The organism is Mesorhizobium sp. M0772 (genome assembly GCF_040320135.1).
GTDB lineage: Bacteria > Pseudomonadota > Alphaproteobacteria > Rhizobiales > Rhizobiaceae > Mesorhizobium.
The window spans coordinates 93,801-105,869 of record NZ_JAMYPB010000012.1 but is presented as its reverse complement, the minus strand read 5'-3'; the positions used below and the strand labels follow the sequence as shown (position 1 = coordinate 105,869).

Annotated in this window: 9 protein-coding genes; 4 read left to right on the top strand and 5 right to left on the bottom strand. The window is 62.6% G+C overall.

The annotated features are described in order from the left end of the window. Positions 1-40 precede the first annotated feature (40 nt). Complete coding sequence (aspS, locus tag NKI06_RS11345; protein WP_352519225.1) at positions 41-1,834, top strand: aspartate--tRNA ligase; 1,794 nt, start codon at positions 41-43, stop codon at positions 1,832-1,834. Between the two features lie 230 nt (positions 1,835-2,064). On the opposite strand, the gene NKI06_RS11340 is transcribed toward aspS, so the two are convergent. Further along, positions 2,065-3,255 (bottom strand): aq_1923 C-terminal domain, encoded by a 1,191-nt coding sequence (locus NKI06_RS11340; RefSeq protein ID WP_023673025.1) that lies wholly within the window; start codon positions 3,253-3,255, stop codon positions 2,065-2,067. Positions 3,256-3,660: 405 nt separating this feature from the next. Here NKI06_RS11340 and parC point away from each other — a divergent pair, with 405 nt between their 5' ends. Continuing rightward, positions 3,661-5,913 carry a DNA topoisomerase IV subunit A gene (gene parC, locus NKI06_RS11335; protein ID WP_023715387.1) on the top strand — a complete coding sequence of 751 codons (2,253 nt, stop codon included), beginning with the start codon at positions 3,661-3,663 and terminating at the stop codon, positions 5,911-5,913. 111 nt (positions 5,914-6,024) lie between these two features. Then, entirely contained in the window at positions 6,025-7,239 is a 1,215-nt protein-coding gene (locus tag NKI06_RS11330) for an AI-2E family transporter (RefSeq protein ID WP_023715388.1), read from the top strand. Here the strand turns inward: NKI06_RS11330 and NKI06_RS11325 are convergent. The 3 genes from NKI06_RS11325 to NKI06_RS11315 all read right to left on the bottom strand — a co-directional run bounded on the left by NKI06_RS11325 (position 7,227) and on the right by NKI06_RS11315 (position 9,618). After that, on the bottom strand, positions 7,227-8,123 hold the full coding sequence (locus NKI06_RS11325; protein ID WP_023689526.1) for a DMT family transporter: 897 nt from the start codon (positions 8,121-8,123) through the stop codon (positions 7,227-7,229). The genes NKI06_RS11330 and NKI06_RS11325 overlap by 13 nt on opposite strands. Before the next feature lie 120 nt (positions 8,124-8,243). Continuing rightward, positions 8,244-9,008 carry an arginyltransferase gene (locus NKI06_RS11320; RefSeq protein WP_023682417.1) on the bottom strand — a complete coding sequence of 255 codons (765 nt, stop codon included), beginning with the start codon at positions 9,006-9,008 and terminating at the stop codon, positions 8,244-8,246. 139 nt (positions 9,009-9,147) lie between these two features. Further along, positions 9,148-9,618, bottom strand: a complete 471-nt coding sequence (locus NKI06_RS11315) for an RDD family protein (protein ID WP_023673020.1) — start codon at positions 9,616-9,618, stop codon at positions 9,148-9,150. Between the two features lie 190 nt (positions 9,619-9,808). On the opposite strand from NKI06_RS11315, the gene sthA reads away from it, so the two are divergent. Continuing rightward, positions 9,809-11,197, top strand: coding sequence for a Si-specific NAD(P)(+) transhydrogenase (sthA, locus tag NKI06_RS11310; protein ID WP_352985297.1), 1,389 nt, complete (start codon positions 9,809-9,811; stop codon positions 11,195-11,197). A gap of 57 nt (positions 11,198-11,254) precedes the next feature. On the opposite strand, the gene NKI06_RS11305 is transcribed toward sthA, so the two are convergent. Further along, positions 11,255-11,926, bottom strand: a complete 672-nt coding sequence (locus tag NKI06_RS11305) for an alpha/beta hydrolase (protein WP_245261333.1) — start codon at positions 11,924-11,926, stop codon at positions 11,255-11,257. Between the last annotated feature and the right edge of the window lie 143 nt (positions 11,927-12,069).

Here is a 12,069-nt window from a genome sequence, read left to right as displayed (position 1 = left end):
TTGATGCTCGGGCCACAACCCAGCACCCCGGAATTTTGCCATGACAATGCATCGTTACCGCAGCCACACCTGTGCCCAGTTGAGAAAGAGCGATGTCGGCTCTTCGGTTCGCCTGTCGGGCTGGGTTCATCGCGTGCGCGACCATGGCGGCCTGCTCTTCATCGATCTGCGCGACCATTACGGCTTGACCCAGATCGTCGCCGACCCGGATTCGCCCGCCTTCAAGGTCGCCGAGACGCTGCGTGGCGAATGGGTGATCCGCGTTGACGGCGAGGTCAAGGCGCGCTTGCCGGACACCACCAACGCCAACCTGCCGACCGGCGAGATCGAGATCTTTGCCCGCGAGATCGAGGTGCTGTCGGCAGCCAAGGAATTGCCGCTGCCGGTGTTCGGCGAGCCGGACTATCCCGAAGACATCCGCCTGAAGTATCGCTTCCTCGACCTGCGCCGCGAGACGCTGCACAGGAACATCGTGTCGCGCACGAAAATCATCGCCGAGATGCGCAAGCGTATGACCGATGTCGGCTTCACCGAATTCTCGACGCCGATCCTGACGGCCTCGTCGCCGGAAGGCGCGCGCGACTTCCTGGTGCCGTCGCGCATCCATCCCGGCACCTTCTACGCGCTGCCGCAGGCGCCGCAGCAGTACAAGCAACTGATCATGGTTTCGGGCTTCGACCGCTATTTCCAGATCGCGCCCTGCTTCCGCGACGAGGACCCGCGCGCCGACCGTCTGCCCGGCGAATTCTACCAGCTCGACCTCGAAATGAGCTTCGTCGAGCAGGACGACGTGCTGTCGACCATGGAACCGGTGATGCGCGGCGTCTTCGAGACCTTCGCCAACGGCAAGCCGGTGACGCAGACATTCCAGCGCATTCCTTACGATGTCGCGATGCGCAAATATGGCTCCGACAAGCCGGACCTGCGCAACCCGATCGAGATGCAGGCCGTCTCCGACCATTTTCGCGATTCCGGCTTCAAGGTCTTCGCCAACATCCTGGCCAACGATCCGAAGGCCGAAGTGTGGGGCATTCCGGCCAAGACCGGCGGCAGCCGCGCCTTCTGCGACCGCATGAACTCGTGGGCGCAGGGCGAGGGCCAGCCGGGACTGGGTTACATCTTCTGGCGCAAGGAAGGCGACAAGCTTGAAGGCGCCGGTCCGCTGGCCAAGAACATCGGCGAGGAGCGCACCGAGGCGATCCGCCAGCAGCTCGGCCTTGCCGATGGCGACGCCGCCTTCTTCGTCGCCGGCGATCCGAAGAAGTTCGTTACCTTCGCCGGTGCCGCGCGTACGCGTGCCGGCGAAGAACTGAACCTTGTCGACCGCGAGCGCTTCGAATTGTGCTGGATCGTCGACTTCCCGTTCTTCGAATGGAGCGAGGAGGAGAAGAAGATCGACTTCGCCCACAACCCGTTCTCGATGCCGCAAGGCGGTATCGACGCGCTCAACGGCGACGACCTGCTCGGCATCAAGGCCTTCCAGTACGACATGGTCTGCAACGGTTTCGAGATCGCCTCTGGCGGTATCCGCAACCATTTGCCCGAGACCATGGTCAAGGCGTTTGAGACGGTCGGGCTGGACCGCGCCACGGTCGAGGAGCGCTTCGGCGGCCTCTATCGCGCCTTCCAGTATGGCGCGCCGCCGCATGGCGGCATGGCGGCCGGTGTCGACCGCGTGGTCATGCTGCTGGTCGGGGCCAAGAACCTGCGCGAGATCACCATGTTCCCGATGAACCAGCAGGCCTACGATTTGTTGATGAACGCGCCTTCGGAAGCCTCGCCGCAGCAGTTGCGTGATCTGTCGCTGCGTGTCGCGGCAGTGAAGAAGGACTGACGGCAGCGTTGCAACTGCCCTTTCTCCCCGTCTCTATTCGGGGAGAAATGTCCGGCAGGACAATGAGGGGCAGCACGCATGCAGGCGATTGGCGAACGGCCTTAGCAGTTGGCGCCTTCTGACAATCGGTTCAGCATCGAACTACAATTTGCAGGCGTTGGCGCCGCCCCTCATCTGCCTGCCGGCACCTTCTCCCCGTATAGTGACGGGGAGAAGGGAGCGAACTTCGATCAGTCTTCGTTGGCCTTGACATGGACGCCGAGCGTCTTGGTCAGGTCGGCCGGGTTGGACATGGCACCGGCCATGATCAGCGCGAACGGCACCGCTGCCGGCGGCTCGGCCGAAATCTCGAGGCTCTTCGGATCGTCGAGGTACTTGCTCACCGCCGCCGTCACTTCGGCGGTCAGTTCGGGATTGTTGAGCTGTGCCATGCCGAACGGCACGATCGCCTTGGCCTGGTTGGCGATGTCCTTGCCCGACATGCCCTGCTGCTTGCCGACATATTCAAGCACCTTGCCGGTGAGCGAATCGTCATCGAAGCGGATCGAGGCGCTGTTGAAGGAGAGCTGCTGCAACAGGCCGAGCAGGGCCATGCCTTGCGCCGAATTGTCGGCGCCTTCGGGCTGCGCCGCCATCTTCTTCTGCATCTCCTGCAGCGACTTGACGAAGTCGACCGTGTAGCCGCCGAGGCCGAAGGTCATGCCGAGCGTGCCGGCATTCTCGACCGAGATGTCGTATTTCGACAGGTCCATCTTGCCGTCGCTCGGCTGCCAGGTGCCGCCGATTTCGATATTGCCCGAGATGTTCTGGTAGCCGAGGGCCTCGATGGCTTCCTTGGATTTCGCATCGTCGACCAGGGTCAGGTCGGCGTTGAACTTTTCCGTGGTGGCGGAAAACTCCATCGCCTTGCCGTCGGCCGGCGGCGTGATCTGGACAGCAAGCCCATCCACCGAGAAGGCGGTCTTGTCGGCAACCTTGACCGTCAGGTTTTCGAGTTCGGCCGACTTGTAGATCATCATCGAGCCGAGCGGGCCTGTAGCGCCCTCAGCCGGGATGTTGGCGTCGTGGATGACGAAGGGGGTGAGGTTGAGCGTGACGCCGTCCTTGCTGTGCTCGAAGGCCGAAGTCGTGATGGTCGCGACATCGAAGCCGCCATTGGCTTCGGTCACGCCCTCGAGCTTGACGTCACCGATCGGCAGCGATTCCTTTTCGGCCGCCGGTTTGACCGACACGCCCTGCAGCACCATGCTGGAATTGTCGCCGGTAACGCCGGTCCAAGTGATATCGACGCCCTGGACGGCAAGTGCGGCCTTCAGTCGGTCGGCAACCGCCGTGTCTTGCGCAAAGGCGGCATTCAGCGGCAGCGTCAGCAAAAAGGTCGAAAAAGCAAGAGTCTTGAGTGTCGAGCGTTGGATTGTCATCGCGAGTTCCCTGAGAGAGTCCTGAAAAAAGTGTTTTCTCAATTCTACGCCATCACCATTCCGTGACGAACTGGACGGGAAAAAGGCGCCTTCCCGCAGATTTGTCGAAAATCACGGCGAAAGGCAAATCGGAGCGGGAGCCTTCGCCCGATGCGGTGAATATGTCATGAAGGTCGGGCTCCCCTGCGTACCGTCTCCTGCCTTAGAGAGGGCGTGTAACAGATTGATGTTGGTTGGCAACAGCACTGCTACCGTTGCTGTTGCACAGGGACGGCAAGGGGGAACATGAAGTCCGTCACATCCATTGTCGGACCTTGAGCCGCCCTCGTAAGCCCAAAGGCTGCAAAGTGCGGATTTCCGCAGCCCCGCCTTGCCGCGAATCACCCGCTCGGCTAGTCCAGCCGCATGGGAAAAAGGATTTTGCCGCCTGAAAATGGCGGCGGTGACCACATCGAACCGGTCGATCTGAAGAAGGCGCTGGAAGAGCGCTATCTCGCCTATGCGCTCTCGACCATCATGCACCGGGCGCTGCCTGACGTGCGCGACGGGCTGAAGCCTGTGCATCGCCGCATCATGCATGCGATGCGGCTGCTCAGGCTCAACCCCGACCAGGGCTTTGCCAAATGCGCCCGCATCGTCGGCGACGTGATGGGCAAGTTCCATCCGCATGGCGACCAGTCGATCTACGACGCGCTGGTGCGCCTGGCGCAGGATTTCTCCATGCGCTATCCCCTCGTCGACGGGCAGGGCAATTTCGGCAATATCGACGGCGATAACGCCGCCGCCATGCGCTATACCGAGGCGCGCATGACCGAGGTGGCGAGCGATTTGCTTGCCGGCATCACCGAGGACGCCGTCGATTTCCGGCCAACCTACAATGAGGAGGACGAGGAGCCCGTAGTGCTTCCCGGCGCCTTCCCGAATCTGCTCGCCAACGGTTCCTCCGGCATTGCGGTCGGCATGGCCACGTCCATCCCGCCGCACAATGCCGCCGAGCTTTGCAACGCAGCGCTGCAGTTGATCGAGCAGCCGGACGCGCCGGTGACAAAGCTGATGGAGTTCGTCCAGGGGCCGGATTTCCCGACCGGCGGCATCATCGTCGACAGCCGCGCATCCATCCTGGAGGCCTATGAGACCGGCCGCGGCGGTTTTCGCGTGCGCGCCAAATGGGGCCAGGAGGATCAGGGCAGGGGCACCTGGAGCATCGTCGTCACTGAAATCCCCTACGGCATCCAGAAGGCCAGGCTGATCGAGAAGATCGCCGAGCTTTTGATCGCGCGCAAATTGCCGCTGCTCGAGGATGTCAGGGATGAAAGCGCCGAGGACGTCCGCATTGTGCTCGTACCGAAGAGCCGTTCGGTCGATCCCGGCATTCTGATGGAATCGCTGTTCAAGCTGACCGAGCTCGAAAGCCGATTTCCCCTCAACATGAACGTTTTGTCGCGGGGCAAGGTGCCTAACGTCCTGTCGCTGAAGGGCGTGCTGAAGGAGTGGCTCGACCATCGGCGCGATGTGCTGATCCGCCGCTCGAAGCATCGGCTTGGCGAGATCGAGAAGCGGCTGGAAATCCTTGCCGGCTACCTGATCGCCTACCTCAACATCGACGAGGTCATCAGGATCATCCGCGAGGAGGATGAGCCCAAGCAGGTGATGATGGCCCGTTGGTCGCTCACCGACACCCAGGCCGAAGCCATCCTCAACATGCGGCTGCGGGCCTTGCGCAAGCTGGAAGAGTTCGAGATCCGCAAGGAGTTCGACGGTCTCACCACCGAGAAGAAGCAGATCGAGGCATTGCTCGCATCCGACGCCAAGCAATGGTCGACGATCAAATGGGAAGTCACGCAGGTTCGCGACAAGTTCGGCCCCGAGACCGAACTCGGCAAGCGCCGCACCCAGTTCGCCGACGCGCCGGAGCATGATCTGACCGACATTGCGCACGCCATGATCGAGCGCGAGCCGGTCACCGTGGTGGTCTCGGAAAAGGGCTGGCTGCGGGCGATGAAAGGCCATCTGGCGGACCATTCCACGCTCACCTTCAAGGAAGGCGACAGCCTCAAGCTCACCTTCCATGCCCAGACCACCGACAAGATCCTGGTCTTCACCACCGGCGGAAAATTCTACACCATCGGCGCCGACCGGCTGCCGGGCGGCCGCGGCCATGGCGAACCGATCCGCATCATCGTCGACATGGACAACGACCAGGACATCGTCACCGCCTTCGTCCACGACCCGAAGCGCAAGCTGCTGCTCGTCTCCTACGATGCCAATGGTTTCATCGTGCCGGAGGAGGAGGTCGTCGCCAACACCCGAAAGGGCAAGCAGGTGATGAACGTCAAGGCGCCCGACGAGGCCAAGGCCTGCATCCCGGTTTCCGGCGATCATCTCGCCATTGTCGGCGAGAACCGCAAGATGCTGGTGTTTGCGCTCTCCGAAATTCCGGAGATGGGCCGCGGCAAGGGCGTTCGCCTGCAGAAATACAAGGATGGCGGTCTGCTCGACCTGAAACCTTTCACGCTGGAGAGCGGCCTGTCCTGGCAGGATTCCGCTGACCGCACCTTCGTCAGGTCGCGCGAAGAGCTGGCCGAGTGGATCGGCGCGAGAGCGTCGGCCGGACGGATGGTGCCGAAGGGATTCCCGCGGACGGGGAAATTTGGTTGAAGCTGCTGATCTCCCCCACAAGGGGGGAGATCCCAAGGCATTTGGACTATCGTCACGATTGCGGCACTATGACAGTGCATAAACGCTGTGTAGGCCGGGAGAATTGACCGTTTGAAGGAAGCGAAGATCCAGAAGCCGGAACGTCAGCAGCGCCTGTTCGGCCTGTCGACACCGCTCAGAGCCGCCGTCATTCCGCCGCTGTCGGCGGCGCGCTGGCTGTTGGTGCTGATCGTTGCCGCCGGCGTCTATTTCTTCCACGGGTTCCTGTTTCCCGTGCTGGCAGCCCTCGTCATTGCTTTTGCCAGCTGGCCGCTCTACCGCCGGCTGCTTGCCGGTGTCGGAGGCAACCGCACGGTCGCCGCGACGCTCGCCATCCTGTTCATCCTCGCCTTCCTGGTGGTGCCGATAGCGCTTGCCGGCACCTACGCCATCAACGAGGTCCGCGAATGGGTCGGCTGGGCGATCGAAACCAACAGGCACGGTGCGGTCACACCGCACTGGATCACCTCGCTGCCGGTCGTCGGCGAGTGGCTGAACCAACAGTGGACGGACAATTTCGGCCATCCCGGCGGCATCGGCGAACTGATCCAACTGGTCAGCGGCGCCAATATCGGCAGCATCTATCGCGGCGTGCTGGCGGCCGGCGGCAGCGCCTTCGGCCTGTTGCTGACGCTGCTGTTCATGATGATCGCGCTGTTCTTCGCCTATCGCGACGGCGCACACTTTGCCGGTCAGATCGACCGCCTCGGCGAACGCATCCTGCCGGCACGCTGGGAGCGGATTTCGCGCGTCGTACCGGCAACGATCTCGTCCACCGTCACCGGCATGACCGTGATCGCCATCGGCGAGGGGCTGGTGCTGGGCATCGCCTACTGGCTGGCCGGCGTGCCGTCGCCGGTGACGCTGGGCGCATTGACCGGCGTGATGGCGCTGATCCCCGGTGGCGCACCGCTGTCGTTTACGCTTGTGTCGATCTACCTCGCCGCCAGCGGCTCGCCGATGGCGGGTCTGGCGCTGTTCATCTGGGGCGCAGTGGAACTGTTCATCGTCGACAAGACCTTGCGCCCGAAGCTGGTCGGCGGGCCGATCAAGCTGCCCTTCCTGCCGACCTTTTTCGGCCTGATCGGCGGCGTAAAGACAATGGGCTTTCTCGGCCTGTTCATCGGCCCGGTGCTGATGGCGCTGCTCGTCGCGATCTGGCGCGAATGGCTGCGCGAGGTGGAACTGGCCGAAGACACCGTTCCCGACGCGGCGGCCGAGCTCGAAGGCGGGCCGCCGCAGATCGAGATTGTCGCCGGCCCGGCGAAGAAAAGTCAGGCTGGGTAAGCGACGGCGAGCGCTGCCCGGCGCTTGCGCCCTTCATGCAACTGCCACAGGGAATGGGCAACCAGCGTGACGATCAGGATCACGCCGCCGATCAAGCTGTTGCGCGACGGCGTCTCGGCAAAGATCATCCATATCCAGACCGGCGCCAAAACCGTTTCCAGGAGATAGAACATCGCCACTTCCGGGCCTGAAATGTATTTCGGCCCGTTGGCTAGGCAGAAGAAGGCGAACGGCATGATGACGGCGCCGTTGAAAACGATCCACCATGGCGCTTCCACCTGGAAACCGGTCCTGGAGACCATGAGCGCCGCCAGCCCGAACGGCAGCAGGACGCCGGTCAGCGCGGTGAATCCCATATCCCTGCCGCTGGCGCGTGAAACGGTGATTGCGCAGGCAATCGCCAAGGCCGAACACAGCGCCATCACATCGCCGAACAGATTTCCCGTGCCGACGGAATCGCCGACGATGATCGCGATGCCGACGATCATCAGCGCCATTGCCGCAAGCGTCAGCGGCTGCGGTCGCTCCTTCAGGAACAGCCACGACAGCAGCGCCGAGAACATGGTGGAGAAGGCCAGGATGAAAACCAGATTGGCGGTCGAGGTGTTGTAGACGGCAGTGATGAAGGCGATTGCGCCGAGCCCGTAGAGGGTGGCGACGACGAGCCCCGACCAGCCGGGTATCAGCTGCGGAGCATTCTTGCTGAACGAGCGCCAGATGGCCCATACGATCAGCCCCGCCACGAAGGTGCAGCCGGTGCGCAGCAAAAGGATCGTCCAGGCTTCGCCATGGGCGAGCCGGATCAGGGGAATGTCGATGGTCAGCGCCAGCCCGCCAAGCGCGGTGAGCAGAAGTCCTTTGGTGTGGGCATTGTGAGAGGACATGCAACGGCTTTCGCAATGATTTGAGCAGATGCCGGTCTGCGCAATCGCCCCGCCAACGGGCGGAAAGACCAGCATCGTCTCGGCTGAAAATGTTTAGATCAGGATTTGGTAAGAAGAAAATCAGCGCGTGACCGCTTCGTGGTCGTAGCGTTCCCAGCCCTTCGGGCCGAGATGCTCCTGCGGCATGAAGCGCATTTTATAGTTCATCTTGCGCGAGCCGTTGACCCAGTAGCCGAGATAGACATGGGGCAAGCCCATGGCCCGGGCGCGGGCGATATGGTCGAGGATCATAAAGGTGCCGAGCGAACGGTCCTCGAACTCGGGATTGAAGTAGGAATAGACCATCGACAGGCCATCGGCCATCTTGTCGGTCAGCGCCACGGCGATCAGCTCGCCCTGGCCCTTGCCGGTGATGAATGTGTCGGGGCCGCGGCGCCGGTATTCGATCACCTTGGTGTCGACATGGGTATCCTCGACCATCATGGCGTAGTCGAGCACCGTCATGTCGGACATGCCGCCGCGGCGATGGCGAGCGTCGAGATAGCCGCGAAACAGCGAATACTGCTCGGTCGACGGCTGCGCGTCGTGCATGGCGCCGATCAGATCGGAATTGCGCTGGATCACCCGCTTCATGTTGCGGCTGGCGGTGAACTCCTGCGCCAGGATGCGCACCGAGACGCAGGCGCGGCAGGTCTCGCAGGCGGGACGGTAAGCGATGTTCTGCGAGCGCCGGAAACCGCCTTGCGTCAACAGGTCGTTCATCTCCGGCGCCTTGTCGCCGACCAGATGCGTGAACACCTTGCGTTCGAACTGGCCCTCGAGATACGGGCACGGCGATGGCGCGGTCAGGAAGAACTGCGGCGACTGGGTCGGATGGTGCGTCATCGAACCTTGGGAACACTCCTGCGAATCGCTCTACCTTTGGCTTGGCTGGCGAAAAATTCAACAGGATTGTGAAGGCGGGGTTGAACGGACCCCTTCACATTTGCGCACAAATGCCTGTTGGCCCCGGTTGAACGCCGGTTCAACGGTCGCTGCGGCTGACGACCGTGCCAAGCAGCAGGTCGTGCAGTGTGCGCTTGCGATCGGAAAACAGCGTCACCAGGAGGACGAGCGGCGTCAGGATGACCGTGCTCGCCCAGAACAGCACCGAATGGACAACGGCGGTGAGGCCGTCGATACGGCTGCCGTCGAGACGATCGAGCCGAATGCCCATCATCTTCATGCCTGATGTGGCTTGGTTGCGACCGCCCAGCGTGTTCCAGATGTAGAGAATGGCGACCGCCGGCACGAGGATGGAATACAGCGCCCAGCCAAGACCGAATGTCAAAAGGCCAAGCACGGCCACCAGGATCGCGAACGGAATGGTGAGAAGCGCCACGATGCAATAGTCGATGATGAAGGCCAGGATGCGCCGCGTGCGCACACCGTCATAGGCCCTGACGTCGTCGAGCCTGCTGGTGATGATTTCGCCGTCAAGTACGCGCGCGTTCATGTCATGTCCTCGCAACAGGCGCCACGCTAGGGTGCGCCGCCACTGAAATGGTGAAGACCGCGGGCGGAATCAAGATCGGTTCGTCCATCGGTCCTGCTCGGCAGTGTGACGCGGTTGAGCCGATTGAATTTGGTGGACGGATGGCGTTAGCTTGCTGCGGCGCAACAAGACGCCGAGGGGACGGGGTTACATGGATTACGACATGCTGGTCATCGGCAGCGGCCCTTCCGGGCGCCGCGCCGCGGTGCAATCGGCCAAGCTCGGCAAATCGGTGCTGGTGGTCGACAGGGGCCGGCGCCTCGGCGGCGTCTCGGTGCACACCGGCACCATCCCGTCGAAGACGCTGCGCGAGACGGTGCTGAACCTGTCCGGCTGGCGCGAGCGGGGCTTTTACGGCCGCGGCTACCGGGTCAAGCAGGACATCTCCATCGCCGATCTGGTCGAGCGGCTGCACAAGACGCTCGACCACGAGGTCGAGGTGCTGCAGCACCAGTTTATGCGCAACGCCGTCAAAAGCGTGCGCGCCATGGCGAAATTCGTCGGCCCAAACAAGGTCAGCCTGACGGCAGAAAATGGCGACTACTCGGAGGTTGGTTTCACCAATGCGCTGATCGCGGTCGGCACCAGGCCGCACCGGCCGCGCGACGTGCCTTTCGACAAGATCCGCGTCTTCGACAGCGATGAGATGCTGGAACTCGACCATCTGCCGCGCACGCTGACGGTGATCGGCGCCGGCGTCATCGGCGTTGAATATGCGACGATCTTTTCGGCGCTCGACGTGCCGGTGACGCTGGTGGAGCCGCGCAACACCATCCTCGATTTCGTCGACCGCGAGATCGTCGACGACTTCATCCACCAGATGCGCGACCGCGGCATGACCATTCGCCTCGGCAGTACGGTCAAGGAAATCGTCTCAAAACCCGACTATGCCGAAGTGACGCTCGCCGATGGCCGCACCATCCGCTCCGAGATCGTGCTTTACGCCGCCGGCCGCAGCGGCAATCTCGGCAGCCTCGGCCTCGACGTGGTCGGCATCGAGGCCGATTCCCGGGGCCGCATCAAGGTCGATCCGCAGACCTTCCAGACCAGTGCGCCCAACATCTATGCCACCGGCGACGTCATCGGTTTCCCCAGCCTTGCCTCGACATCGATGGAGCAGGGCAGGGTGGCCGCCTGCCACGCCTTCGGCGTGCAACTGCCACCGCCGCCGGAAACCTTCCCCTATGGCATCTACGCCGTGCCGGAAATCTCCACCGTTGGTCAGTCGGAGGAGCAGGTGCGCGAGAGCGGCGCTGCTTATGAAGTCGGTCTGGCGCGGTTCCGCGAAACCTCGCGCGGCCACATAATGGGCGTCAACTCCGGCTTTCTGAAACTGCTGTTCTCGGTCGAAACGCGCCGCCTGCTCGGCGCCCACATCGTCGGCGAAGGCGCCACCGAACTGATCCATATCGGCCAGGCGGTGATCAACCTCGGCGGCACGGTTGATTTCTTCGTCAACAACACCTTCAACTATCCGACGCTGGCCGAAGCCTACAAGATCGCCGGGCTCGATGCCTGGAACCGGATGGGACAGGGCTAGGCGACGAGCATCTGCTCAGCCGTTCCGCCGGGGGCCGATGCGGTCTACCAAGGTCTCTTAGCCTGCCTGGCGTGCGACCAATGCTGGTCCCGCCAGCCATTGCCGGACGATGGCGGCATCCGGGTCGCCGATTTCGTGACCTGAAGGCACGATGCGCGCATCGACCTCGGCGCCATGTTTGTTGAGCAGCGTCACCAGTGGCGGCGCAAACGGCCCGTAGGTCTCATCGGCGGCACCGGCGACAATCAGGACGCGCGTTCCGGTCAGATTGGTTGCCGGCGCATCGTCAAGCACGGGCATTGCTCTCAGCAACGCCGCTTTTCGGACGAGGCCGGAGTTGAGCAGCATCAGGCTGGAAACCAGATTGGCGCCGTTGGAATAGCCGAGGAAAGTCGCCCGGGCGAGGTCGAGCCCGTGGCGCTTTGCGGCCTCGCTTGCGAAGGCGGCAAAGTACGATGTTTCGGCACGGATGCTCGCCTGTTCGAAACTGGTCGGCGTGATCCGCTCGAACCAGCGGAAGCCGTCTTCTTGGCGGATGCGGCCACGCACCGCGACCAGCGTGGCGTTAGGGGCGATCTGCCTCGCAGTCGGGACCATCGTCGTTTCGTCGACACCCGATCCGTGCAGTAAAAACAGGCTCTCGCCGCCGGCATTCTCCGGCTTGAGGAGGCGGTAGGGAAAGGCCAGATCCTGGTGCAGAAAGGCGTTCTCGTCGCTATATCGATGCACGCTCATATCTCGTTGTTTTCACGGAGACATTGGTCCTTTGCCAGCTTCAAAACGGAATATTTTCACGCTCCGCCAAATGTGATTGCAACAGGCTCATTTCAGACCGTTTCTGCGCCGATATGCTCCCTGCGGGAGGAATCGAA

What these genes read in the sequence shown, in the direction of transcription:
- NKI06_RS11320 (WP_023682417.1), bottom strand. Translation starts at nt 9,008, where the DNA reads ATGACGCACCATCCGACCCAGTCGCCGCAGTTCTTCCTGACCGCGCCA.
- NKI06_RS11315 (WP_023673020.1), bottom strand. Translation starts at nt 9,618, where the DNA reads ATGAACGCGCGCGTACTTGACGGCGAAATCATCACCAGCAGGCTCGAC.
- NKI06_RS11340 (WP_023673025.1), bottom strand. Translation starts at nt 3,255, where the DNA reads ATGACAATCCAACGCTCGACACTCAAGACTCTTGCTTTTTCGACCTTT.
- aspS (WP_352519225.1), top strand. Translation starts at nt 41, where the DNA reads ATGACAATGCATCGTTACCGCAGCCACACCTGTGCCCAGTTGAGAAAG.
- NKI06_RS11325 (WP_023689526.1), bottom strand. Translation starts at nt 8,123, where the DNA reads ATGTCCTCTCACAATGCCCACACCAAAGGACTTCTGCTCACCGCGCTT.
- sthA (WP_352985297.1), top strand. Translation starts at nt 9,809, where the DNA reads ATGGATTACGACATGCTGGTCATCGGCAGCGGCCCTTCCGGGCGCCGC.
- parC (WP_023715387.1), top strand. Translation starts at nt 3,661, where the DNA reads ATGGGAAAAAGGATTTTGCCGCCTGAAAATGGCGGCGGTGACCACATC.